Consider the following 24,405-nt stretch of genomic DNA (forward strand, 5'->3'; position numbering starts at 1 on the left):
GATTGGCCAGTCCGTCTGGGGTATCATCGCAGACCCGCTGCGCGTAATCATGACCCGCCTCAGGCTCCGGTTTGTGCACGCAGCGATTGCTCCGTCTACTGCGTGCTGAGGTGTACCGTTGAACCAGTCGTCCATTCCGTCCGCTCAGGGACTTTACGATCCCGTCCATGAACATGATGCCTGTGGTGTGGGCTTTGTTGCGCACATCAAGGGGCAGAAGAGCCATGCCATCGTTCGGCAGGGGCTTCAGATCCTGGAAAATCTGACACATCGCGGGGCCACGGGCGCCGATCCTCTGGCGGGCGATGGTGCAGGTATCCTGCTCCAGATCCCTGATGCCTTTTTGCGCCGCGCGGTGGATCCACTGGGCTTTGCGCTGCCAGAGGTGGGGCATTATGCCGTGGGTATGGTTTTCCTGCCGCAAGATCCGCAAGCGCGCGAAATTTGTGAAACCATTCTGGAGCGCTGCGCGCGCGAAGAAGGTGCCGAAGTTTTGGGTTGGCGTACGGTGCCCACTCAAAATCAGGGGTTGGGAGACAGCGTCAAGCGGGTAGAACCCTTCATTCGCCAGATTTTTCTGGCCCGTGGCGCGACCCACGGAGATCAGACCGTCTTTGAACGAAAGTTATTCGTGTTGCGTAAGCGCGCCGAACATGAAGCCGCCCAGAAGGGTTATGACCGGACCCGCTTCTACTTACCCTCCCTGTCGTCTCGTACCCTGATTTACAAGGGGATGTTACTGGCGGATCAAGTGGGCCAGTACTACACCGATCTGAACGACGAAAGTTTGGTTTCCGCATTGGCGCTGGTGCACCAGCGTTTTTCCACCAATACTTTTCCCACCTGGGATCTGGCCCATCCTTTCCGACTTATCGCGCATAACGGGGAAATCAATACGTTGCGCGGGAATGTCAACTGGATGGCAGCACGTCGTGGTAATTTGGCCTCTGCCCTGCTGGGTGAAGACGTGGCCAAAATCTGGCCCCTCATTGTGGAGGGTCAGTCGGACTCCGCTGCTTTTGACAATGCGCTGGAATTGCTGGTGGCTGGGGGTTATTCTTTGGTACAGGCCATGACGCTCCTGATTCCCGAGGCCTGGGCGGGCAATCCCTTGATGGATGAGGCGCGCCGGGACTACTACGAATATCATGCGGCTCTGATGGAGCCCTGGGATGGGCCTGCTGCGGTGGCCTTTACCGATGGACGTCAGATTGGCGCCACGCTGGATCGCAATGGTTTGCGTCCTGCACGCTATTTGCAAACCAGTGATGACTTGGTATTGATGGCCTCGGAAATGGGGGTATTGCCCATTCCCGAACATAAGATCATCAAGAAATGGCGCTTGCAACCGGGCAAGATGTTCCTGATCGATCTGGAGCAGGGACGGATCGTTAGCGATGCGGAGGTCAAGTCTGGACTGGCTCGTCAGCATCCCTACCGTCAATGGCTGGAAGCGACTCAGATCCGTCTCGAGGCCCTGCCGGTCCCTGCTCCTGCCGTGGAAGAAAAACCCACCGCTGCCGTTGTGCTCCATCGCCAGCAAGCCTTTGGCATGACCGAGGAGGAACTCAAGTTTATCCTGGCTCCCATGGTGACCAGCGGTCAGGAAGCCGTGGGTTCCATGGGGGATGACACGCCGCTGGCGGTGTTGTCGAACCGCTCCAAGTCGCTATACCAGTATTTCCGACAACTATTTGCCCAAGTCACCAATCCTCCCATCGATCCGATTCGTGAAGAGTTGGTCATGTCCCTGGTGTCTTTCATTGGACCACGCCCCAACCTGTTGGCGATACACGAAGCGGATCCCCAACCCCGTCTGGAAGTGGAACAACCGGTTCTGTTGCCAGAAGACATGAGCTGTCTGCGCGCCATCGCCAGTCTCACGGCAGATCGTTTCCGGGTTTCTACATTATCGATCTGCGCGCCTCTCCAGGAAGGAGTGGCGGGATTGGCGGCCAGGTTGGAAGCGCTCTGCACCCAGGCGGTGGAAGCCGTTCGCTCGGGCAGTAATATCCTGATCCTCTCAGATCGTTCCGTGGGCCCGGCGCAGGTAGCGATCCCCGCTTTGCTTGCCACTGCCGCAGTGCATCATTACCTTGTACGGGAAGGACTTCGTACGGCCACGGGTTTGGTGGTGGAGACGGGGTCGGCCCGGGAAGTCCATCATTTTGCCCTGCTCGTGGGCTATGGGGCTGAGGCTGTGTATCCTTGGCTGGTTTATGAAACTCTGGAGCAGGGTCATGGCGCGTTCCTGAATATGGACGTCCCTCTCAAGGAAATGCGCAAGCGTTTTTCCAAGGCTGTTTCCAAGGGACTGCTCAAGGTCATGTCCAAAATGGGGATTTCCACGGTTCAATCCTATTGTGGTGCCCAGATTTTTGAAGCCATCGGGTTGAGTGCTTCCTTTGTGCGGCGTTTCTTTACGGGAACAGCCTCCGTGGTTGAAGGAATCGGATTGGCCGAGATTCTGGAAGAAAATCTGCGCCTGCATCGTGTGGCGTATTCTGCAGGGCCGTTGCATCAGGAGGCGCTGGATGCCGGGGGAGAGTACGCTTACCGCATTCGTGGGGAAGCCCACATGTGGACTCCGGAAAGTATCTCTAAATTGCAACATGCGACCCGTTCCGGAAACTATGCGACTTATCAGGAATACGCTCGGGCCATCAACGATCAGGCCGAACGATGGATGACCTTGCGGGGTCTTTTTGAATTCAAGAATGCTGCGCAGCCCCTTCCTATTTCCGAAGTGGAAGCCGCAGCCTCCATCGTCAAACGTTTTGCCACGGGTGCAATGTCTCTGGGATCCATTTCCCAGGAGGCGCACAGTACTCTGGCCGTTGCCATGAACCGCCTGGGGGGGAAATCCAATACTGGCGAAGGGGGAGAAGATCCCGCACGGTTCCGCCCATTGTCCAATGGGGATTCCATGCGTTCGGCCATCAAGCAGGTCGCCTCCGGGCGTTTTGGTGTGACGGCGGAGTATCTGGTCAATGCCGATGATATTCAAATCAAAATGGCACAGGGTGCCAAACCAGGGGAAGGAGGGCAGTTACCCGGACACAAGGTCAGCCAGTATATCGGCAAGTTGCGTCATTCCGTGCCGGGGGTGGGTCTGATTTCTCCTCCCCCGCACCATGACATCTATTCCATCGAAGATCTGGCCCAATTGATCCACGATCTCAAGAACGTCAATCCCCAAGCGCGTATCAGCGTCAAACTGGTGTCCGAAGTGGGGGTGGGCACGGTGGCGGCCGGGGTTGCCAAGGCCCATGCCGATCATGTCACCATCTCCGGACATGACGGTGGAACCGGTGCGTCTCCTCTGTCTTCGATCAAATATGCGGGTTCCCCTTGGGAGTTGGGGCTGGCGGAAACCCAGCAGACCTTGGTTCTCAACCGTTTGCGTGGACGCATCTGTGTGCAGGCCGATGGTCAGATGAAAACCGGGCGGGATGTGGTGATTGGCGCTTTGCTGGGTGCGGACGAATTTGGGTTTGCAACAGCCCCGCTGGTGGTGGAGGGATGCATCATGATGCGTAAGTGCCACCTCAATACCTGTCCGGTGGGCATTGCCACGCAGGATCCGGAATTGACCCGACGATTTGCCGGACAGCCCGAGCATTTGATCAATTATTTCTTCTTTGTGGCGGAGGAAGTACGTGAACTGATGGCTCAACTGGGATTCCGGACTTTCGAGGAGATGGTGGGACGGGTTGACCGCCTCGACATGCGCCGTGGAATTTCCCACTGGAAGGCACAGGGTCTGGATTTTTCAAGAATCTTTCATAGCCCGGACATGCCTGTTCAAGTGGCTCGTTCCTGGAAGGAGCGGCAGGATCATGGTTTGGAACAGGCACTGGATCATGTTCTCATCGCACAGTCCAGGACCGCTATCGAGCAGGGGCAAGCGGTGGTCATCGAAACGGGCGTGCGTAACGTCAATCGTTCCGTGGGTGCCATGTTGTCTGGCGAAGTGGCGCGCCATCATGGCTTTGCCGGTTTGCCTCAGGATACGATCCTGGTGCGCGCCAAGGGAACTGCCGGGCAGAGTTTTGGTGCCTTTCTGGCCCATGGGGTGACTTTTCACCTATACGGTGAAGCCAATGATTATGTTGGCAAGGGACTGTCTGGGGGACGTATCATCATTCAACCTGCTCCCGAATCTACTTTGTTGGCTGAAGAGAATATTATTGTGGGAAATACGGTTCTGTATGGTGCCGTTGCCGGAGAATGTTATTTCCGGGGGGTGGCAGGCGAACGCTTTGCCGTGCGCAACTCCGGTGCAGTAGCCGTGGTGGAAGGCGTAGGAGACCACGGATGCGAATACATGACGGGAGGCACGGTAGTGGTACTGGGTGAGGCCGGACGAAATTTTGCCGCAGGGATGAGCGGGGGGATTGCCTTTGTCTATGACGAGGCGGGGGATTTTGATAAACGCTGTAATCTGTCCATGGTTGCGCTCGAGGCGGTTCCCGAGGAAGAGCAGACCACCGAGGTCAAAGGCGTTCTGGACACCCATGGACGTGTGCGTGTCAATCACATCGAAGCACGGGATGAATATCTGTTGCGTATCCTGATTGAAAACCACGTGCGTTATACGGGCAGTACGCGTGGACAGCAGATTCTGGATCAATGGTCGAGTGCACGGAGCAAGTTCGTCAAAGTGATGCCCTTGGAGTATCGCCGCGCGCTGGCTGAAATGGCAGCAGAACAACAATTGGCACAGGTGGCCTGACATGGGAAAGATTACGGGGTTCATGGAAATCGAACGGCAGGAACCCTCTGCCGAAACACCACAAGAACGGGTGGGCCACTACCGCGAATTTACCATTGATCTGCCCTTGGAGAGCGTCAGCCAGCAAGGAGCGCGCTGCATGGATTGCGGAATCCCCTTCTGCCAGACGGGGTGTCCGGTGAATAATATCATTCCTGATTGGAATGATCTGGTTTACCGTGGGCAGTGGCGCGAAGGGTTGGACAACCTCCATTCCACCAACAATTTTCCGGAATTTACGGGGCGGGTCTGTCCTGCACCTTGTGAGTCGGCTTGTGTGCTCAACATCAATACGGCACCGGTCACCATCAAGAACATTGAACATGCCTTGGTGGACCGGGGTTGGGAAGAAGGCTGGATTACCCCGAAAATTCCTTCGCACAAAACGGGTAAACGGGTGGCCGTGGTGGGCTCCGGACCTTCCGGGTTGGCTGCGGCACAGCAGTTGGCACGGGTGGGGCACGACGTGGTGGTGTTCGAAAAAAATGATCGGATCGGGGGACTGTTGCGCTACGGTATCCCGGACTTCAAATTGGAAAAACTTCAGATTGATCGTCGGATCCATCAGATGCGCGCAGAAGGGGTGGAATTCCGCACCGGCGTGCATGTGGGCGTGACACTGTCTGCCCAGCATTTGAGGGAATCGTTTGATGCGATTCTGCTCACTGGGGGATCGGAACATCCCCGCGATTTGTCTGTGCCGGGACGGGCATTGAAGGGTGTTCATTTTGCCATGGAATTCCTGCCCCAACAGAATCGACGCAATGCCGGAGATACGGTGGAAAATGGCCTGTTGGCCACGGGCAAGCATGTGGTGGTGATTGGCGGGGGCGATACGGGTTCCGACTGCGTGGGGACATCCCTTCGCCAGGGAGCCCTTTCCGTCACACAGTTTGAAGTCATGCCGCGCCCTCCGGAGCAGGAGGACAAACCTTTGGTGTGGCCTCAATATCCCCTTAAGTTCCGTACTTCCACCTCTCAAGCGGAAGGGTGTATCCGTGACTGGAGCATTTCGACCCAGGCGTTTACAGGAGTCGATGGACAAGTGACCCAGTTGCATGCTGTGCGCCTGGAGTGGAAGGCGGACGAGAAGGGCCAGATGAAACCTCAGGAAATTCCGGGCAGTGCCTTTGACATTCCGGCGGATCTGGTTCTGCTGGCCATGGGTTACCTGCATCCAGTGCAGACCGGTTTGTTGGAACAGTTAGGGGTGGCAAAGGATGCCCGGGGCAATGTACAGGCCAAAGTCCTGGACTATCAAACTTCGGTGTCCAAGGTATTTGCTGCCGGGGATATGCGGCGTGGGCAGTCTCTGGTGGTTTGGGCCATTCGGGAGGGACGCCAGGCGGCACGAGCCATCGATGAGTTCCTGATGGGGCAGTCGGATCTTCCACGCTGATTTTCATGATAGACCCGCTGAAGTAATGGCGGACTGACGAGGTTTTCCTGTGCTGAAAAATGATACCTTCCTGCGTGCGCTCTTGCGTGAACCCGTTCCCTATACACCGCTTTGGATCATGCGCCAGGCTGGTCGCTATTTGCCCGAATACAATGCGACGCGGGCCCGGGCCGGTAGTTTTCTCAAGTTGTGCAAATCGCCGGACCTGGCCACAGAAGTAACCTTGCAGCCCTTGGCCCGGTATGCCTTGGATGCGGCCATTCTTTTTTCCGATATTTTGACCGTGCCGGATGCCATGGGTCTGGGGCTTTATTTTGCAGAAGGAGAAGGACCCAAATTCGAACGTCCCATCCGTGATGAATGGGAAGTTCGAAATTTGAGTGTGCCCGATCCTACTGTGAACCTGCGTTACGTTCTGGATGGGGTATCTCAGATTCGCAAGGCATTGGCGGGTTCGGTGCCCCTCATTGGTTTTTCAGGCAGTCCCTTTACCCTGGCATGCTACATGGTGGAAGGAGGCGGGTCGGAGGATTTCCGTCATATCAAGGGGATGCTCTATCGCCGTCCGGATTTGTTGCATCGCATTCTGGAAGTGACCACCGAAGCGGTCATTCAGTATTTGAATGCCCAGATTGAAGCGGGGGCTCAGGCAGTCATGGTGTTCGATACTTGGGGGGGAACACTGACTCCGAAGGCATATCAGGAATTTTCACTGCACTATCTGTCTGTGATCGCTGCCGGGTTGACCAAACAGGCAGAAGGGCGCCGAGTGCCCAGCATCGTCTTTACCAAGGGTGGAGGATTGTGGCTTGAATCCATTGCCGACGCGGGCTACGATGCGGTGGGGTTGGACTGGACCATAGACATGGGTGAGGCCCGGCGCCGTATCGGTCACAAGGTCGCGTTGCAGGGTAATCTGGATCCGATGGTTTTGTTTGGGACGCCCGAGTGCATTCGCTCGGAGGTGGGAAGAGTATTGACGGAATTTGGTCCGGGATCTGGTCATGTTTTCAATCTTGGCCATGGCATTACGCGCTTTACCGACCCGGATCAGGTGACGGTATTAGTGGATGCGGTGCATGAACTGAGCCGTCGACAAGGCGTCGCTATTGCCTGACAAATAAGGAAAAAACCAGATTATTCATGGTTTTTTCCCCAGTGTTATGCACAGAGTGGGATCGATGGACGATAATCCTCATGAATTATGGGTGTCCTTGATAAATGTAAGTTAACAACATGATTTATATGAATAAATCATGGTTAGTCGAGGTTGGGCAAGGTGATTTTTGACGGATTTAAAATCTTGACAAGTATCAAACTTCCAACTTATAAACAAAGTTATCCACAGATGGACCGCGTCCCTTCTGCCCATTCATGGATCTCCAGAGCCCCGTGATCGTCGAAGTTCTGCTTGATCTGCCTTTACCTCGCGGGTTTGATTATCATGCCGCTCTGGCGACAGAGGAGGACGTGGGGCGGCGGGTCAAGGTTCCGTGGGGCACCGGGCAAAAAGTTGGCGTAATTCGAGCCCTCAAACACACCTCCACCTACCCCGCGGACAAAATCAAGGAAGTTTTGGAGATTTGGCGGGATGTTCCGCCACTGAATGCTCGTGATTGGCAGTTGCTGGAATTCTGTAGTTCCTATTATCACTACCCTTTAGGGCAAACGGTGCTGGCCATGTTGCCCCCTGCCCTGCGTCGAGTGGGTGGCTGGCAGCCTCCGCGCCGAGTACGTCAACCCCGGAAATATCCGTCTCAGAGTTCGGCACCGCCACTTAATGAGGCACAACGGAGCGTGGTGCAGGCGATTCTTCAGCAACCGAACTTTGCTGTGCACCTGATCCATGGGGTGACCGGGAGCGGCAAGACCGAGGTGTATTTTTCTCTGATCGAAAAGGTATTGGAGCGCGGACGACAGGTTCTCTTGCTGGTTCCGGAAATCAACCTGACTCCCCAACTGGAACAACGTCTGGCACGTCGTTGGCCTAAGCTGAACTGGATCAGTCTGCACAGTGGGGTCAGTGAGAAGGAACGGGCGCGGCGTTGGTTGACGGCCCAGACCGGTGCCGCACGTTTGGTATTGGGCACACGCCTGGCAGTTTTTACGCCTCTGCCCGAGTTGGGATTGATCGTGGTGGACGAAGAACATGAGGCCTCTTTCAAACAGCAGGATGGATTGCGCTATTCCGCACGGGACTTGGCCATTGTCCGTGCTCGCCAGGGAGAATTCCCGATTATTCTGGGGTCTGCAACGCCTACCTTGGAAAGTTGGCATAACGCCCGTACAGGACGGTATCAACTGCACCATTTGAGAGAGCGGGCCGTACCCGGCGCTTGTTTGCCCCAACTGACTTTGGCACCCACGATGCAGGAAGGGCTTCCTCACTGGGCGACCGTCTTGCACGAAACATTGAGCCGTGGGGAACAGGTGCTGGTGTTCATCAACCGGCGCGGTTATGCCCCTGTTCTGTATTGCCCCAACTGTGGCTGGCAGGCGGCTTGTCCCCGCTGCAGTGTGCGACTGGTGGTACATCGGCGGACCCGACAGTTGCGTTGTCATCACTGCGGTCTGGAGCAAGTTCTGCACGAATCTTGCCCATCCTGCGGGAATGTCCACATGGAAACCCGTGGAGAAGGGACGCAGCAGGTAGAAGAACGTCTGCGCAACTATTGCCCCTCAGCCCGTCTCCTGCGTCTGGACAGCGACAGTTTGGCCCTTAAGGGCAGTTGGGAAAGGGCGAGGGAACAAATTTTGGACCATCAGGTGGATATTCTGGTGGGAACCCAGTTATTGGTCAAAGGACACGATTTTCCTGATTTGTCCTTGGTGGTGGTACTGAATGCCGACCAATCGCTCTTCAGCAGTGATTTTCGTGCCTCAGAACGGCTTTATGCCCAACTACTTCAGGTGGCCGGACGGGCCGGACGGGCAGAAAAGGCGGGGCAGGTGTGGATTGAAACGGATTATCCCGGACACCCCGTACTGTTGGCGCTGATGCAGCACGAAACAGAAAACTTTCTGGACCAGGAATTGGCCCTGCGGCGTCAGATGGGATGGCCACCTTTTAATTATCTGGCCATACTTCGGGCAGAAGCACGGGACGTGGGCAAGGTCACTGTCTTTCTGGAGGAGGCGCGGCAGAAAGCCTTGACCCGTGGAGGAGAAGGGATCTGTATTTTCGATCCGGTTCCCTCCACTTTGGCGCGCAAGGCGGGCTTCCACCGTTGGCAATTACTCGTTCAGGGTGCGCATCGTGCTTCCCTGCAAGTTTTTCTGGCCAGTTGGGTGGATGAGTTACGTGCCTTGCGTTCGGGGCGAAGCATCCACTGGGTGCTCGAAGTCGATCCCTGGGACTGTTAGTCGGTCCACTGCACCCAACCAAAGGCATGAGTGAGCAGGATGAGCAGGCCAAACAGGATTCGGTAATAGGCAAAACCGGTGAAATTATGCTGACTGACGAAACGGAGAAGGGCGCGCACTGTCATGAAAGCAAATATGAAAGAGAACAAGCTGCCGACCAGAAACATGCCCAGATCACTGGCATGAAAAAGATGACGGTACTTAACCAGTTCGTAAACGGTGGCTGCGCTCAGGGTGGGAATGGCAAGAAAAAAGGAAAACTCTGTGGCAGCTGTGCGGGATAGGCCAAAGAATAGTCCGCCCATGATAGTGGCTCCAGAACGGGAAGTGCCGGGGATCAGGGCAAAGGACTGACAAAGTCCGATTTTAAGGGCAATCCGCCAGTCCATATCGTCCACGGTGGTGATGCGTATCGGTTGGTGACGACGTTCCACCCAAAAAATGACAAAGGCACCCAGAATGAAGGCCAGTGCCACGGGTAAAGGAGCAAACAGATGCGCTTTGATGGATTTGGCGAACAATAAACCCAAAACTGCTGCCGGAAGAAAGGCCAGCAGCAGGTTGAGGGTAAAGCGTTGAGCTGCGCGATCCCTGGGCAATCCCAGGACCACACGCCCAATCTTTGCCCGATACTCCCAGCAAATGGCCAGGATGGCGGCAAACTGGATGACGATTTCAAAAACCTTGCCTTTTTCGTCATTGAAGTGCAACAGACTGCCCACCAGTATCAGATGTCCAGTGCTGGAAACCGGCAGGAATTCCGTCAGTCCTTCCACCACGCCCAGAATGGCCGCTTTGACAAGTAACAGGACATCCATGGGTCAAACCTTGCGATAGAGTTCGGCACCCTGTGCCCGGAACTCCTGGGCTTTTTCTGCCATTCCCTGATCCAGTGCCTGCTCGGAAGATACACCGATTTGAGAGGCGTAATCCCGTACGTCCTGAGTAATCTTCATGGCGCAGAAATGAGGACCACACATGGAACAAAAATGAGCCAGTTTGGCCCCTTCCTGAGGCAGCGTTTCATCATGAAATTCCCGAGCCTTGTCCGGGTCCAGTCCCAGGTTGAACTGATCATCCCAACGGAATTCGAAACGGGCCTTGGACAGCGCATTATCGCGCATTTGGGCACCGGGATGTCCCTTGGCCAGATCGGCTGCATGGGCGGCAATCTTGTAAGCCATGATGCCGTCCTTGACGTCGTTCTTATCGGGCAAGCCCAGATGTTCCTTGGGTGTGACATAGCACAACATGGCCGTGCCCTGCCAGCCGATCATGGCAGCGCCGATGGCTGAGGTGATATGGTCATAACCCGGTGCGATATCCGTGGTAAGAGGGCCCAGGGTGTAGAACGGGGCCTCCTGGCAGAGGGACAGTTGCAGTTCCATGTTTTCGCGGATACGGTGCATGGGCACATGTCCCGGACCTTCGATCATGGTTTGCACATCATGTTTCCAGGCAATCTGGGTCAGTTCGCCGAGGGTTTTGAGTTCGGCGAACTGGGCGGCGTCATTGGCGTCATGAATGGAACCGGGGCGCAGTCCATCCCCCAAGGAGAAACTGACATCATAGGCCTTCATGATGGCGCAGATATCCTCGAAATGGGTATACAGGAAATTTTCCTTGTGGTGGGATAGGCACCACTTGGCCATGATGGACCCGCCCCGGGAGACGATGCCGGTTAAACGCTGAGCGGTCAGGGGAATATGGGCAAGACGCAATCCTGCGTGAATGGTGAAATAGTCCACTCCCTGTTCGGCCTGTTCGATGAGAGTGTCCCGATAGATTTCCCAAGTCAGTTCCTCGGCTTTTCCATCCACTTTTTCCAGTGCCTGATAGATAGGTACGGTTCCAATGGGGACGGGAGAATTACGGATGATCCACTCGCGTGTCTCATGGATATTCTTGCCCGTGGACAGGTCCATGACCGTGTCGCCACCCCAGCGAATGGCCCAGGTCATTTTTTCCACTTCTTCCTGGATGCTTGAACCCAAGGCGGAGTTGCCGATGTTGGCATTGATCTTGACCAGAAAGTTGCGTCCGATGATCATGGGTTCGATTTCGGGGTGATTGATATTGGCGGGCAGGATAGCTCGTCCGCGCGCAATTTCATCCCGTACGAATTCCGGAGTGATCTGTCCGGGTAAGGAAGCGCCCAGGGATTCACCTGGATGTTGGGCGGAGAGCCAGCGTTCGGCATTGCCTCCACGAGCTTTGAGGGCATCCAGTTGGGCTTCGCGCCGACAATTTTCACGAATGGCTACATATTCCATTTCCGGAGTGATGATGCCACGTCGCGCATAGTGCATTTGGGAGACGTTTTGTCCCGTCAGGGCGCGGCGCGGCGTACGCTGGAGTTTGAAGCGCATTTCGGTCAGGGCCGCATTGTCCAATCGTTCCTGGCCATAGGTGGAGGATGGCCCGTTCAATGCTTCCGTGTCTTGACGTTCCTCGATCCAGCAACTGCGAACGCTGGGTAAACCTGCCCGAATGTCGATGCTGACCGTGGGGTCTGAGTACGGGCCGGAGGTATCATAAACGGTGAGCGGGGGATTGGGTTCGGCACCGAAGGTGGCCGGGGTATCCGACTGGCGGATTTCACGCATGGGGACCCGCAGGTCGGGGCGTGAACCGGTGACATGGATCTTGTGGGAACAGGGGAGAGGGATAACGGATGCTTCATCCACTTGGGCCTGTTCGGCCAGAAACTTTGGGGGTGCATTCATGCGCAGATTCACTCTTAGAACGGATTAACAAGGGAAGTGTACCAGATGGACAGGGTTAGCCCGGTTCCAACACGCTCAAGGGGTGGATTATGGAGGGTCCAGAGGAAAGTATTGAACGTCGACGATATCGAGGGTACGCGCCCCTGCCGGACTCATGAACCGGACCGTGTCGCCGGTACGTTGTTTGAGCAAGGCACGGGCCAGAGGTGAAATCCAGCTGATGTGACCGCATCCAGGATCGGTTTCATCTCGACCGATGATGGTATAGACATGAGTTTGATCGCCCTCTTCCACGGTCACCTGTGCTCCGAAAAAAATTTGGTCATTTCCGGACTGCAAGGTGGGATCGACCACTTGGGCGATTTCCAGCCGTTTGGTGAGAAAGCGCAGGCGCCGGTCAATTTCGCGCAGGCGTCGTTTCCCATAAATATAATCTCCATTTTCCGAACGATCACCGTTGGAAGCCGCCCAAGACACGGTTTCTACGACCTTCGGACGCTCCACGCGTAACAGATGATCCAATTCGGCGACCAGTCGGGCATGTCCTCGAGGGGTCAGATAATTGGGCGTGTTAGGTGGCAGGTCCGTACTCGAAGCGGAAAGGTCTTCCTCCTCCTCCTCATTTTCTGCCTCGCGTACAAAGGCTTTGCTCATCGTTCAAAATTCGAAGAGAGGTGTTTGTGCTGCATGGTGAAGAGAGGGAACCCAGGTTTCAAAAAGTGATTCTTCCCGCAGTGTTCCATTCGGCAGACGCATCCAGCGTCGTACGGTCATGATGGGCGCATGGCCGACGATGGCAAGAGCGCATCCTCCGGCTGCCAAAACGTCGAGAAATGCCGGAGGTAGGTAAGGGACGGAACCGGTGAGCAGAATGGTGTCCCAGACGGATTCTGGACGCCAACCCTGGGCGGCATCGCCCACTTCCACGGTGACATTGTGAATTCCGGCATTTTGCAGGCGTTGGCGAGCCTGAGTGGCCAGAGTCGGGTGAATTTCCACCGAGGTGACGGTGGCGGCGCGCTTGCCCAGTAGGGCAGCCACATATCCGCTACCCGTTCCTACATGAAGGACGCGGTCTGATTTCTTGAGGCGCAATTCTTGAATCAGGCGAGCCTCCAATTTGGGTGAAAGCATGAATTCCCCATGATCCAGAGGAAGTTCCATGTCGACGAAAGCCAATTCTCGCTGGGTGGCCGGAACAAATTCCTCACGACGAACCTGATAGAGTAGATCGAGCACTTCGATATTCAGGACATCCCAAGGGCGGATCTGTTGTTCGACCATATTGAAGCGAGCCTGTTCAAGATTCATTGAGTGCCTCCGGGAGGAATGAAATATCTTTTTGTCAATCCGCTATTGTAGCAAAATCAGGGGGGGAATCGTCTTTGGTTGCGGGTGCAGAGGCGGGTAATTCATTCGGGTGGCCGGAATTTCCAGGAACTCCTGTCCAGGTCCGAGGTCCCAAGGCATATTGGATGAATTTGAAATGGGCAGAGGGCGCTATGAAGGTCATGACGGTACTGTTCATGCTGTTGATTTTGGTCCTGTGGGTGATGCGCTCGGCCAATGCCTCGGAACTCCCCAGTGTGGGGCAGAAGGCCCCAGAGTTCAGCATAATGGATCAGAATGGAACACTGCAAAAATTATCTGATTATCAGGGAAAGTGGCTGGTTCTCTACTTTTACCCGAAAGACGAGACTCCGGGGTGTACCACGGAGGCCTGTGCCTATCGGGATGACATTCACAAAATCCAGACGTTGGGGGCGGCGGTGGTGGGAGTGAGTATCGACGACGCCAGCAGCCATGCTGAATTTGCGGACAAACACCATCTTCCTTTTCCGTTATTGGCCGATAAGGAAGGGACGGTGTCAAAAAGTTACGGATCAGAACGTACCCTGCTGGGCTACAAATTGGCCCGTCGTAATACCTTCATCATCGATCCCGCAGGCCGTATCGCCAAAGTTTATGTGGATGTAGATGCTGGAGAGAATCCTCAGGAAGTCATAGCAGAGTTGCGTCGTTTGCAGTCAATGCACTAACTCGCGGACCAGGTCCAGCAAGGTAGCGGTGGCCCCCCGGTTCCGCTCGACAAAGCACCGTCCTTGCTCACCCATGGAGTGACAAAGCGTTGGGTTCTCAAGAAATTCTTTGATCAGAAGAGGCAATTCATCCAAATTGGAAAATTGCCGAGCAGCGCCGCATTCCACTGCGGCAGTGCTGGCCTCGGCAAAATTGAAGGTGTATGGACCCAGCAGGACGGGGCATCCAACGCTGAGGGCTTCAAGGAGATTCTGCCCCCCCAGAGGGAGCAGGGTGCCGCCCATGAGCGCATATTGGGCCAGACGATACCAGGCATACATTTCACCCATGCTGTCCCCGAGGAGAACCGTGGTCTCGGCAGAGAGGGGGCGCTGCGCCGAGCGCCGCTGGTAGGGAATATGCCTCGCTTCAAGCAAGGCAGCCACCGCGTCGAATCGTTGCGGGTGTCGGGGAACCAGCACCAGCAGATGGGGCGGAGTGAGTAGGGAACCGAGATGTTTCAGCAGGAGGCTTTCTTCTCCTTCACGGGTACTGGCTGCGATCCAGACCGTCCGGTTTTCTCCGATCATCTGACGGATTGGTTGAAAACTTGCATGATGTTCGCAGGGCAGGGGCGCATCGAACTTGAGATTACCCATGAGTTTCACCCGAGGGGCGCCCAGAGCTTCAAAGCGCTGGGCATCGGCGTGGGACTGGGCCGCAATGAGCGACAGTTGACCGAGGAGGGTGCGTGTCAGGGTCGGGACAAGGGCATAACGTCGTGCCGAACGTTCTGACAGTCGGGCATTGGCCAGAATCAGAGGAATATGATGGTGGTGGCACTCATGGATCAGGCGGGGCCAGAGTTCCGTTTCCAGAAGAAAGCCCAAAGTGGGTTTGAAGGTCTCTAAAAAACGCCCTACGGCGCCCGGCAGGTCGTAGGGTAGATAGACCCGTTGAATTCCCGGAGGGGCTTCATCGAGCGCCGTTTCTCGACCGGTGGGCGTGGTATGGGTCAACAGGAAGGCGTGGTTCGGGTATTGCTCGGCCAGGGATCGGAGGAGCGGCAAGGCAGCACGGGTTTCCCCCACCGACACGGCATGGAGCCAGATCAGAGGGCGAGATTCGGAGATAGGGTAGTGGCCAAGGCGCTCGAGCCAATGGAGGCGATAGCCGGGCTGTTGTCGACCACGCCACCAGAGACGGAGAAAAAACAGGGGCAGGATCAAGCGGGTCAACTGGGTGTACCAGAATAAATTCATGGCAACAACCGCTCCAAGGCAGAGAGGACTTCCGGTACTTCCGGGCATAAACCTTTTCCGCCCAGATTCACGGCCAGCATACTACCGAATACCCCTGTGGCTTGCGGGTCGGTGGCGGTGTACAGGGCCACCACCGGTCGGTGGAGCGCGGTGGCCAAATGGGAGAGACCCGTATCCACGCCCACCACAGCCTGGGCATGGGCCAATAGGCCAGCCAGAGCGGTCAGATCCAGCGTTGCCAGGGCCTGTGCGCCCACGATTTGGTTTGCCAGACGTTGAGCTCGTTCCCGTTCCCGTTCGTTACCGCCTGGGAGCAGGATGGTCAATCCTTGGGCAGAGAGCTGCCGACCCAGGGCAATCCAGTGAGTTTCCGGCCATTCCTTGTCACGGCGGCTAGTTCCATGGAGAAAGAGAACATAGGGTATGGCACTCAGGGTGCGTGGGCGAACCAGATCAGAACGCAGGCCATAGGTCACTTCTTTTTCCGGGGCGTAGCCCAGGGCAAGACCGGCCAGTGTGCGGTTGCGCTCCACGGCATGAAGATTTCTGGAAACCCGGAAGTGCTGCTGGTAAAACAGGCTGGCCAAGGGTTCGCGAATGCTGTGACGATCGTATCCCATTCGCAAGGCAGGACTGAAACACCCGACCAACGCACTTTTGACCAGACCTTGCAGATCCAGGCTGGCATCATGGTTCAGGGCCTCCAAAACCTGGCTCAACCGACGCCATTCGGCATGGGTTGTCGGTGCGAAAAGAGCGGTACGCCAGCGCCGCAAGGCCACGGGAATCACACGGCGGACTGCTGGATGCAGACGGGGCAATGCTGCGAAGGATTCTTCCACGATCCAGTCAATGGAAAGGGTGGGACAATGACGAGCCATGTCCGTCACAGCCGGAAAAGCGTGAACCACATCGCCCAGTGAAGAGGTTTTGATGAGAAGGAGATCAGTCATGCCGCCATTCTAGGGGACCTGACCCTGCTCGGCTAGTCGGAAGTGGAGTAGACTTGCCTCCATGTCACTTTCTGTCATCATCATAGCCAAAAACGAAGAGGCCGCCCTTGGCGCTTGTTTGGACTCGGTTCTTTGGGCAGAGGAGTGTATTGTTCTGGATGGGGGAAGTCAGGATGGCACGGTGGAACTGGCGCGCCAACGTGGCGCACGGGTAGAGATTGCAGCGGATTGGCCGGGCTTTGGTCCGCAGAAGAACCGTGCGCTGGCTCTGGCCTGTGGGGACTGGGTGCTTTCACTGGACGCGGACGAGCAGGTGTCCCCTGCGCTGAAAGCAGAAATATTGGCTGTTATGGCCAATCCTGAGGCGCTGGATTTGTATCGCATGCCCCGCTCTTCACGCTACTGTGGGCGTGCCCTCCGCCATGGCGGGTGGTGGCCCGACTATGTGGTGCGTCTCTTTCGCAGAGGCAAGGCCCATTTTTCTGAGGACTGGGTTCATGAACGGCTGGTTGGAACCGAGGAGGGAAGCATTGGAACCCTGAACAACCCGCTGGAACACGATACTTATGTTGACCTGGAAGAAGCCCTCGACAAGGCCAACCATTATTCGACGCTGGGCGCCCGTCAAGCCTATGCCAAAGGACGGCGTGCCACCCTGGGCAAGGCTTTGCGGCACGGGTGCTGGGCATTTTTTCGAACCTTCATTCTGCGCCGCAGTTTTCTGGATGGAGGACAGGGCTTTTTGTTGGCCGTCTCCAATGCCTATGCGACCTTTTACCGTTACGCCAAACTTTGGTGCCTAGATCAACCGGAGTGCCGGTCTTTTCCTGTGGATCACTGATCCAGAACTTGCAGGCGTTGTAATTTGGCGTAATGTCCCTCCCGATCCATCAGTTCTCGATGGGTTCCTTGCTCTACGATATGCCCCTGATCCAGCACCACGATGAGATCGGCTTTTTCAATGGTGGAAAGGCGGTGCGCAATGACCAGAGTAGTGCGTTGTTCCATCAGGGTATCGAGGGCTGCCTGGACGGCACGCTCGGATTCACTGTCGAGGGCCGAAGTGGCTTCGTCCAGAATCAGGACCGGGGCATTTTTGAGGAGGGCGCGGGCGATGGCAATACGCTGCCGTTGTCCACCGGACAGACGCGCCCCGTTTTCTCCCAACAAGGTTTGAAATCCATCGGGTAGTTGTTCGATGAATTCCAGAGCATGGGCCGCGCGGGCCACCTCGCGCAACCGTTCCAGCGAGGTTCCGCGCAGGGGGCCGTAACCGATGTTGTGGGCCACGGTATCGTTGAACAGGACGACTTCCTGGGTGACGAGGGCCAGATTGCTGCGCACACTGGCCAGGGTCAAGTTCGCAATAGGATAGCCATCCAGAAGGATGCGTCCTGACGTGGGGTTGTGAAAGCGGGGCACCAGACTGGCCAATGTGCTCTTACCACTGCCTGAAGCTCCCACCAGAGCCACGGTTTGACCGGCCTGGATCTTTAGACTGAAGGAGTCGAGGGCTAAACGATGACCCCGCGGATAAGCAAAACACACCTGATCAAAGTGTAAGTGACCTTGGGCGTGTTCCAGTACCTGGGTTCCTTCGTCTGTCTCGGGGGGTTGATCAATCAGGGCAAAGACGCTTTCTGCAGCAGCCAGGCCCCGCTGCAGGGATTCGCTCAAATCGGAGAGGCGCTTGACGGGGGCCAACAGCATGATCATGGCCGTGATGAATGAAACGAAGCCACCCACCGTGGTTTGATCGGTACCTGCTTGCCAGGTGGCCATGCCGATGATGAGAGCGATGGCCAGGGCTGCGAAGAACTGGACAATGGGAACATTGGCTGCACTGGCCGCTGCCTGCTTCATGCTCAGGCGACGCACCCAATTGCTGGTTTCATGGAAACGGTCAGTTTCAACGGGGATTCCCCCAAACACCTTGATGACCTTCTGGCACTGGATCGATTCATCCAGTACGCTGGTGAGATTGCCCATGGCGCTCATGGTGTCGCGATTGATATGACGCAGGCGCAGATTGACTTTTCGAACCACCCAGGCGATGGGCGGGGCCACCAGCAGGGTGACACTGGTGAGTTGCCAATTCAGGTAAATCAACCAACCCATCAGGCCCACGACCACAAAACTGTCGGTGACCAGATTGGTCAGCACGGTGGTGCTGGCCTGCATGACCTGATTGGCGTCGTATACCAACTTCGAGATCAGTTCTCCGGTACTGTGGTCATCGAAGTAACGAGCAGGCAGATGGAGCAGGCGCCCGAACATTTGTTGGCGCAGGTCCATGACCACTTTGTTTCCGACCCAGTTCATAGCGAATTTGGCAATAAAATTGGCAATGCCCCGTACGAAGAACAGTCCCATCAACATGAGCGGCACCCAATGCATCCAGTGCGGATCCTTGTGCACGAAACTTTTGTCGAGCATGGGTTTGAGCAGGGCCGGCAGGAACGGTTCGGTGGCCGCAGTAACCACCATGGCGCCGACGGCACCGAAAAATTCCCAACGATAGGGGCGTACATGGCGTAACAGGCGGGAATAGAGGGAGGTGGTCCCAGGCAGAAGGTGCATGGTGTGGGGAAGTCGATCCTAAAGTCCTAATTATGCGCTACCAGAGCCAAAGTGACTACCGTGGCACTTTCCACCAACTCTACCAGTGCGCCCGCCGTATCCCCGGTGGTGCCCTGAATTCGCTCCATGAGTTTTTGGTGCCACCAGTAACCGATGACCCCGGCCACCAGAATGGCGCCCAGACCGGGTCGTCCAAAGCCGATCAAAATGCTGACCAGCGTCATGATGCAGACTCCCCAGACCGGGGTACGTGGCATATGCTGGGAGATTGCTTCTCCCATCCCGCCTGGGCGGACGTAGGGTGTGGTCAGAAACAACAGACATAGGGCGGTGCGGCCCAGGAGTGGGGGCAGCAGCAGAAAACCCGGGGCAATGCGCGCATCCAGCGTGATCAGGGCCATGGCTTTGACCAGTAACACGAGGACCACACTGACCACAGCAAAAGAACCACAGCGAGGGTCTTTCATGAGATTCAGAATGCGGCTCCGGTCCCCTCGGCCACCCCCAAAGGCATCTACTGAATCAGCCAGTCCATCCAGGTGCAGTGCTCCGGTGAGTCCGACCCACAGGACCAGAATCAACGCGCCGGACAAATTGGAGGACACTCCTAAAAAAGAAGTGAGTGCACACATTCCGGCCAACATGGCGCCAATGATGGCCCCCACAGCGGGATAAAAAAGTAGACACTGCCCCTGCTCCTGAGGAGTCGGGGGAGAATGGATGGGTACGGGCAGGCGCGTCAGGAACTGCAGGGCCAGGCCAAAGGTTCGCAGGGGTTTCACGCGGGATGAGACTCGTTTTTTGTCCAGTCGTTCACAACATGCAAAGAGCCATGGGGAACCGGATAGGTCAAAAAATCGCTACGCCGGGTTTGATTCAGTCGATGATGCAACAGACGGATGACGCCGCCATGGGTAATCAGTAAAACTGTTTGGCCTGCGCACTGCTGCCCCAATTCAATCCAGCCGGCTTCGACACGCTCGCAGAAATGCTCGAGGGTTTCCCCTTCGGGGGGGGGGTGTTGCCAGGGATCCCGCCAGAATGCGGCCAGTGTTTGAGGGTCTTTCTGGATCAATTCGGCTGCTGTATGCCCTTCCCAGAGTCCGAAATCCAGTTCGCTGAAACGTTCATCCACCGTCAGCGGGAGCCGCAGACGGGTAGCCATGTTTTTGGCAAAGCGCTGGCAACGTTCACGGGGAGAGCATAGGATCCGATCTCCGCGCCAGAGGGCCACGGACTGTTCCATTTGTTGCCACCCCAAAGCGGTGAGCGGATCATCCAGACGTCCCCGAAAACCACTGTGCCCAGTGTCTCCATGGCGCAGAAGAGAAAAGATCACAACTTCTCCGAAACCGCAGCTTCGGCAAAGGTGGCCATTCCTTCATGGAGCGCACAGGCCAGACGCAGCAGGGGGATGGCGCTGGCGGCGCCACTGCCTTCGCCCAGGCGTAGTCCGAGGGATAATAGCGGGCGTGCATCCAGTGCTTCGAGAATGGCCTGATGACCTGGTTCGGCCGAGCGATGTCCATACAAAAACCAACGGGCTACCCCGGGATTCATGCGTTCTGCCGCGAGGGCTGCCACACTGCTGATGAACCCGTCCACCAGAACGGGCAGACCCCGTTGGGCGGCAGTACAGTAGGCTCCGGTGAGGGCAGCAATTTCGAATCCTCCTAGATATTTCAGGATGGCGTAGGGAGAAGTGAGCGCGCGCTCATGTTTCAACAGGCTTTGGGCAATGATCTCGATCTTGTGGGAAACCCCCGCTGTGGCCAATCCGGTGCCCGGGCCCGCCAGTTGCTGAGGAGGAAGATCGAGCAGGACGCAGGCCATGGCAGTGGCGGAAGTCGTATTGCCAATGCCCATTTCTCCCCCGATGAAGAGGTCTGCGCTGGCCTGCAGTGCGGCTTCGACACGGTCTCGTCCGGCACCCAGCGCCGCATGGCATTGGGCTTCAGTCATGGCCGGCTCATAAAGAAAATTCGCCGTGCCGGGACCCAATCCCAGATGATGCACGCCGGGCACTTGCGTCAGGTTCTGGACCGTGCCCAGATCGATGACTTCGAGGGATGCACCCAAGGTTCGAGCCAGCACGCTGATGGCTGCACCGCCACGGGCAAAGTTCTTGATCATTTCACCCGTGACGGCCTGGGGAAAGGCGGAGATATTTTCTGCAGTAATGCCGTGGTCTCCTGCAAAGATGCTGATCCACACCTGCTTCATGTGCGGACGTTCCCGCCCTTGGGCGGCGGCCAAGAAACAGGCCAATTCCTCCAGTTGACCTAGAGAACCGGGCGGTTTGGTCAGTTGTGCCTGGCGCTGGCGCGCCGCCAGACGAGCAACTTCATCCAGAGGACGGGAGGGTAGGGTCAACCAGTCAGGAATCATGAGTGTCCTTTCAAAAAAACGGGAAGTCCGGCGACCATCAAAAGAACCGGGTCGCAGAGGGTTGCCAGAGCCTGATGGAGGCGACCGGCCTGATCACAGAAACGACGAGTCAATTCTCCGAGGGGGACGATACCTAATCCGGTTTCATTGCTGACCAGAATCAATGTGCCTGGCAGGGTGGGGAGGAGTGCCAGAAGAGCATCCTGTTCACGTTGTACGCACTGTGGGTCGGAATCGAACAGCAGATTGGTCAACCACAGCGTCAGACAGTCCACCAGAATGAGACCCTCGGGATGCGCATGGGCACGCAGGGTACTCGCCAAAGCCACAGGTTCTTCGATCACTTTCCAGTGGGCCGGACGAGTTGCGCGGTGATGTGAAATGCGCGCGCGCATTTCCTCATCCTCGATTCGGGCAGTGGCCAGATAGGTAACCGGACGAGCGCTGTGTTTGGCCCATTGTTCAGCCTGGGCACTTTTACCGGAACGAACGCCCCCGAGAATCAAAACTCGCTGTGGGACATCAACGCTCATCCACACCGTCCAGAGCTTCCACCAAATCCCGGATCAAGTGAGAAAATTCGCTGGTCATCAGGGCGAAATCATTGTCGAAGGCTTCTTCACTGGCGTTTGAGCCTTCACTCAGAATATCGAGCGGGGATAGGCGTCTCAGTTGAAGGGCTTCATCCAGCACAAAAGAGATTTTTTGCCCCCAGGTCAGGGCAAGACGGGAAACTTCCTTGCCTCCTTGCACATGTTGCCGGATCTCTGACCCTTCCAGAGAGTGGTGGGCATAACGCACTTTCATGCGTTCATCCTGGCGGGCGCGCAATTCACAATCCTGGTCGATGGTGAAAACTGAGGGAAGGGTATCTTCCACCAGCCATTGAGTCATGGCCGTGACCGGAGACAAACGGGTGCACAGGGGGGCAGCACTGAACTCCACCCCGCATTTCCGCAGAGTCTCCAGCACTTCCTCGGCACGTCCAAGATTGGCGCTATCCACGACCAGCCACTGGTTTTGCGGATCGATCCAGGCGTAGGTTTTGCGTTGTACGGAAAAGGCGCGGGGAAGCAATTCATCCATCGCCTCGTCCTTGATATCCTTCATCTGTTTGCGTCCTGGTTTATAGCCACGGGTTTGTTCGAATTCTTCGGCGCGGTGGCGTGCCTGTTGGGCAATGACGGAGGCAGGCAGAAGTTTTTTTTCGATGCCAAGACAAATCAGTAGGTGGGGTGGCAGGGTATAAACGAAATCTTCGTCATTGGGGGGGAGCCAGCCGCTGCATTGCAGATCACTTCCCGTACAGGATTGAAGGGGGCGATGTGACAACCGTTCACTCAGGGACTCGGCCGAATCCTTCCAGGTGCTGAGTCGATAAAGCACAAGATTCTTGAACCACATGGTCAATCCCCGCAAAGGATGGAATTCTACCAGAAGGACGGTGGACCCTCACGGGAGCGATGGATTCTCCGAGGGGGCATCCAATTCCAGTGCGGCTTTTGCCACCAGTTCCTCGGGCAGACGAGCCTGGATGGATACCCCCAGACGTTCGAATTCGCGCGCCTGAGCAATCAAATTGCCTTTTCCAGTATGAAGTTGACCATAGGCCTTGTCGTAGACGGCGCGGGCTTTTTCCAACTCTTTGCCGACCTGTTCCATGCTGGTGACGAAGCCCACCAGTTTTTTATAGACTCGACTGGCACGTTCTGCCAGTTCAGCGGTATGGGCATTCTGTTCTTCGAAACGCCACAGTTGGCGAACGATATTGAGACTGGTCATGAGGGTGGTGGGAGTGGCGACCAGAACATTTTTTTCGATGGCCTTCTGGAACAAACTGTCATCGGCACGCAGGGCTTCCACGAAGGCTGATTCGATGGGAATGAACATGAAGACCATTTCTGGGGTATTGAGCCCCGGCAGTGTGAAATAGGAACGGTCGGACAGTTCCTGAATGCGTGCGGCCACTGCCTGGACATGTTCTTTCAGGGCAATGGCGCGTTCTGCGTCCTCTTCTGCATTGACGTAACGGGTGTAGGCGTTGAGGGAAACCTTGGCGTCGATGACCAGATGTTTGGACTGAGGCAAATAGACGATGACATCAGGACGGCGTCGCCCTTCCTCTGTGGTAAAACTGACTTCCCGCCGGTAATCTTGACCTTCACGTAATCCCGAGCGGTCCAGCAGGTTCTCCAGAACCAGCTCGCCCCAATTCCCCTGTTTCTTGGCCTGGCCCTTGAGGGCCGTGGCCAGTTGATGGGCCTCCGCGCTCATCTGCTGGTTGAGCGCCTTGAGGTGCCCCAATTCGGCTTTGAGTTGAGCCTGCTGCTCCGTATCACGACGGTGGATTTCTTCCACCTTCGTGCCAAACTCCCCCAGCCGTTCCCGCAAGGGATTGAGCAGTTGACCCAGGGCATTTTCGTTCTGTTCTTTGAAATGACGGGATTTTTCTTCCAGGATGTCGTTGGCCAGGTTCTTGAATTGCAGGGATAATTCATCCCGTGCTTCCTGCAGAAGAACGATTTTCTCTCCTGCCTGAGTGCGTTCTGACTCCAGTCTGGTCTGCAATTCTGCAACCTGGGCCAAGTGCTGACGATGTTCGTTGACCTCGTTCTGGAGGTTTTGGCGCGCTTCATTCAACTCTTCTACCAAGCGTTGGCAACGGGCTTGTTCGGCGGTGAGTTCGGCGGATAGGCGGCCCTCCTGGATGTGCCAGTGATGTTCGTGATCGCGCGCCTGATTCAAGGTTTGTTCCAGTTCGCTCAAACGCCTTTCCAGTTCAGGCAGTCGACTGGCCCGTTCCATCCATTGAGCCCGTTCCACCGCCCCTTCCGACCGTCCTTTTTCAGTGCAAACTGCCAGTCGACTGCGCCAGATCAAACTGGAAAACAAGGCTCCCAGCACCAGGAAAAGAATCCCAACAACGACAACCTCCATAGGG

The 24,405-nt window shown here is 56.3% G+C and carries 19 protein-coding genes; 6 read left to right on the top strand and 13 right to left on the bottom strand.

Features of this window, described 5'->3' with window-relative positions:
* Window positions 1-118: 118 nt before the first annotated feature.
* The 4 genes from gltB (at window position 119) to priA (ending at window position 9,536) form a co-directional block, all read left to right on the top strand.
* Window positions 119-4,735: a glutamate synthase large subunit gene (gene gltB, locus IV91_RS0105885; protein ID WP_031596790.1), complete on the top strand. Its 4,617-nt coding sequence runs from the start codon at window positions 119-121 to the stop codon at window positions 4,733-4,735.
* Window position 4,736: 1 nt separating this feature from the next.
* Window positions 4,737-6,173, top strand: a complete 1,437-nt coding sequence (locus IV91_RS0105890) for a glutamate synthase subunit beta (protein ID WP_031596791.1) — start codon at window positions 4,737-4,739, stop codon at window positions 6,171-6,173.
* 49 nt (window positions 6,174-6,222) lie between these two features.
* Window positions 6,223-7,290, top strand: a complete 1,068-nt coding sequence (gene hemE / locus IV91_RS0105895) for a uroporphyrinogen decarboxylase (protein WP_031596792.1) — start codon at window positions 6,223-6,225, stop codon at window positions 7,288-7,290.
* Between the two features lie 257 nt (window positions 7,291-7,547).
* Window positions 7,548-9,536 carry a replication restart helicase PriA gene (priA, locus tag IV91_RS0105900; RefSeq protein ID WP_031596793.1) on the top strand — a complete coding sequence of 663 codons (1,989 nt, stop codon included), beginning with the start codon at window positions 7,548-7,550 and terminating at the stop codon, window positions 9,534-9,536.
* On the opposite strand, the gene IV91_RS0105905 is transcribed toward priA, so the two are convergent.
* From IV91_RS0105905 to IV91_RS0105920, 4 genes are all read right to left on the bottom strand, one after another.
* Entirely contained in the window at window positions 9,533-10,354 is an 822-nt protein-coding gene (locus tag IV91_RS0105905) for an undecaprenyl-diphosphate phosphatase (protein ID WP_031596794.1), read from the bottom strand. The genes priA and IV91_RS0105905 overlap by 4 nt on opposite strands.
* A gap of 3 nt (window positions 10,355-10,357) precedes the next feature.
* The gene (thiC, locus tag IV91_RS0105910; protein ID WP_031596795.1) at window positions 10,358-12,262 is read right to left on the bottom strand and encodes a phosphomethylpyrimidine synthase ThiC; all 1,905 of its coding nucleotides are present in this window, start codon (window positions 12,260-12,262) and stop codon (window positions 10,358-10,360) included.
* Between the two features lie 87 nt (window positions 12,263-12,349).
* Window positions 12,350-12,916: a transcription elongation factor GreB gene (gene greB / locus IV91_RS0105915; RefSeq protein ID WP_031596796.1), complete on the bottom strand. Its 567-nt coding sequence runs from the start codon at window positions 12,914-12,916 to the stop codon at window positions 12,350-12,352.
* 3 nt (window positions 12,917-12,919) lie between these two features.
* Window positions 12,920-13,573, bottom strand: a complete 654-nt coding sequence (locus IV91_RS0105920; RefSeq protein ID WP_031596797.1) for a protein-L-isoaspartate O-methyltransferase family protein — start codon at window positions 13,571-13,573, stop codon at window positions 12,920-12,922.
* A gap of 164 nt (window positions 13,574-13,737) precedes the next feature.
* Between IV91_RS0105920 and IV91_RS0105925 the strand changes: the two genes are divergently transcribed.
* Window positions 13,738-14,301, top strand: a complete 564-nt coding sequence (locus tag IV91_RS0105925; RefSeq protein WP_197456352.1) for a peroxiredoxin — start codon at window positions 13,738-13,740, stop codon at window positions 14,299-14,301.
* Here IV91_RS0105925 and IV91_RS0105930 read toward each other — a convergent pair.
* Window positions 14,290-15,543, bottom strand: coding sequence for a 3-deoxy-D-manno-octulosonic acid transferase (locus IV91_RS0105930; protein WP_031596799.1), 1,254 nt, complete (start codon window positions 15,541-15,543; stop codon window positions 14,290-14,292). The two genes, IV91_RS0105925 and IV91_RS0105930, sit on opposite strands and share 12 nt — an antisense overlap.
* Window positions 15,540-16,496: a lipopolysaccharide heptosyltransferase I gene (gene waaC, locus IV91_RS0105935; protein WP_031596801.1), complete on the bottom strand. Its 957-nt coding sequence runs from the start codon at window positions 16,494-16,496 to the stop codon at window positions 15,540-15,542. The genes IV91_RS0105930 and waaC overlap by 4 nt, the downstream gene beginning before the upstream one ends.
* A 61-nt stretch (window positions 16,497-16,557) precedes the next feature.
* Between waaC and IV91_RS0105940 the strand changes: the two genes are divergently transcribed.
* Window positions 16,558-17,337, top strand: a complete 780-nt coding sequence (locus IV91_RS0105940; RefSeq protein ID WP_031596803.1) for a glycosyltransferase family 2 protein — start codon at window positions 16,558-16,560, stop codon at window positions 17,335-17,337.
* On the opposite strand, the gene msbA is transcribed toward IV91_RS0105940, so the two are convergent.
* Genes msbA through IV91_RS0105975 form a run of 7 tightly spaced genes read right to left on the bottom strand, consistent with a single transcriptional unit; the run spans window position 17,331 to window position 24,401 of the window.
* On the bottom strand, window positions 17,331-19,076 hold the full coding sequence (gene msbA / locus IV91_RS0105945; protein WP_031596805.1) for a lipid A export permease/ATP-binding protein MsbA: 1,746 nt from the start codon (window positions 19,074-19,076) through the stop codon (window positions 17,331-17,333). The two genes, IV91_RS0105940 and msbA, sit on opposite strands and share 7 nt — an antisense overlap.
* Before the next feature lie 26 nt (window positions 19,077-19,102).
* The gene (locus tag IV91_RS0105950; RefSeq protein ID WP_031596806.1) at window positions 19,103-19,849 is read right to left on the bottom strand and encodes an adenosylcobinamide-GDP ribazoletransferase; all 747 of its coding nucleotides are present in this window, start codon (window positions 19,847-19,849) and stop codon (window positions 19,103-19,105) included.
* A gap of 5 nt (window positions 19,850-19,854) precedes the next feature.
* A complete protein-coding gene (locus tag IV91_RS15660) occupies window positions 19,855-20,415 on the bottom strand; it encodes a histidine phosphatase family protein (protein ID WP_035417254.1) in 561 nt (186 codons plus the stop codon).
* Window positions 20,412-21,464, bottom strand: a complete 1,053-nt coding sequence (gene cobT, locus IV91_RS0105960; protein WP_031596811.1) for a nicotinate-nucleotide--dimethylbenzimidazole phosphoribosyltransferase — start codon at window positions 21,462-21,464, stop codon at window positions 20,412-20,414. The genes IV91_RS15660 and cobT overlap by 4 nt, the downstream gene beginning before the upstream one ends.
* Window positions 21,461-21,997, bottom strand: a complete 537-nt coding sequence (gene cobU / locus IV91_RS0105965; protein WP_031596813.1) for a bifunctional adenosylcobinamide kinase/adenosylcobinamide-phosphate guanylyltransferase — start codon at window positions 21,995-21,997, stop codon at window positions 21,461-21,463. The genes cobT and cobU overlap by 4 nt, the downstream gene beginning before the upstream one ends.
* Window positions 21,987-22,868: a recombination-associated protein RdgC gene (locus IV91_RS0105970; protein WP_031596815.1), complete on the bottom strand. Its 882-nt coding sequence runs from the start codon at window positions 22,866-22,868 to the stop codon at window positions 21,987-21,989. Before IV91_RS0105970 ends, cobU begins: the two co-directional genes overlap by 11 nt.
* A gap of 48 nt (window positions 22,869-22,916) precedes the next feature.
* On the bottom strand, window positions 22,917-24,401 hold the full coding sequence (locus tag IV91_RS0105975) for a DNA recombination protein RmuC (protein ID WP_051862168.1): 1,485 nt from the start codon (window positions 24,399-24,401) through the stop codon (window positions 22,917-22,919).
* Between the last annotated feature and the right edge of the window lie 4 nt (window positions 24,402-24,405).

Origin of the sequence: Ferrovum myxofaciens (genome assembly GCF_000735045.1) — a bacterium.
Taxonomy (GTDB): Bacteria; Pseudomonadota; Gammaproteobacteria; order Burkholderiales; family Ferrovaceae; genus Ferrovum; species Ferrovum myxofaciens.

Coding starts and splice junctions, on each gene's coding strand:
- IV91_RS0105890 (WP_031596791.1), top strand. CDS start 4,737: ATGGGAAAGATTACGGGGTTCATGGAAATCGAACGGCAGGAACCCTCT.
- priA (WP_031596793.1), top strand. CDS start 7,548: ATGGATCTCCAGAGCCCCGTGATCGTCGAAGTTCTGCTTGATCTGCCT.
- IV91_RS0105905 (WP_031596794.1), bottom strand. CDS start 10,354: ATGGATGTCCTGTTACTTGTCAAAGCGGCCATTCTGGGCGTGGTGGAA.
- thiC (WP_031596795.1), bottom strand. CDS start 12,262: ATGAATGCACCCCCAAAGTTTCTGGCCGAACAGGCCCAAGTGGATGAA.
- greB (WP_031596796.1), bottom strand. CDS start 12,916: ATGAGCAAAGCCTTTGTACGCGAGGCAGAAAATGAGGAGGAGGAGGAA.
- IV91_RS0105920 (WP_031596797.1), bottom strand. CDS start 13,573: ATGAATCTTGAACAGGCTCGCTTCAATATGGTCGAACAACAGATCCGC.
- IV91_RS0105925 (WP_197456352.1), top strand. CDS start 13,738: ATGAATTTGAAATGGGCAGAGGGCGCTATGAAGGTCATGACGGTACTG.
- IV91_RS0105930 (WP_031596799.1), bottom strand. CDS start 15,543: ATGAATTTATTCTGGTACACCCAGTTGACCCGCTTGATCCTGCCCCTG.
- waaC (WP_031596801.1), bottom strand. CDS start 16,496: ATGACTGATCTCCTTCTCATCAAAACCTCTTCACTGGGCGATGTGGTT.
- IV91_RS0105940 (WP_031596803.1), top strand. CDS start 16,558: ATGTCACTTTCTGTCATCATCATAGCCAAAAACGAAGAGGCCGCCCTT.
- msbA (WP_031596805.1), bottom strand. CDS start 19,076: ATGCACCTTCTGCCTGGGACCACCTCCCTCTATTCCCGCCTGTTACGC.
- cobT (WP_031596811.1), bottom strand. CDS start 21,464: ATGATTCCTGACTGGTTGACCCTACCCTCCCGTCCTCTGGATGAAGTT.
- cobU (WP_031596813.1), bottom strand. CDS start 21,997: ATGAGCGTTGATGTCCCACAGCGAGTTTTGATTCTCGGGGGCGTTCGT.
- IV91_RS0105970 (WP_031596815.1), bottom strand. CDS start 22,868: ATGTGGTTCAAGAATCTTGTGCTTTATCGACTCAGCACCTGGAAGGAT.
- IV91_RS0105975 (WP_051862168.1), bottom strand. CDS start 24,401: ATGGAGGTTGTCGTTGTTGGGATTCTTTTCCTGGTGCTGGGAGCCTTG.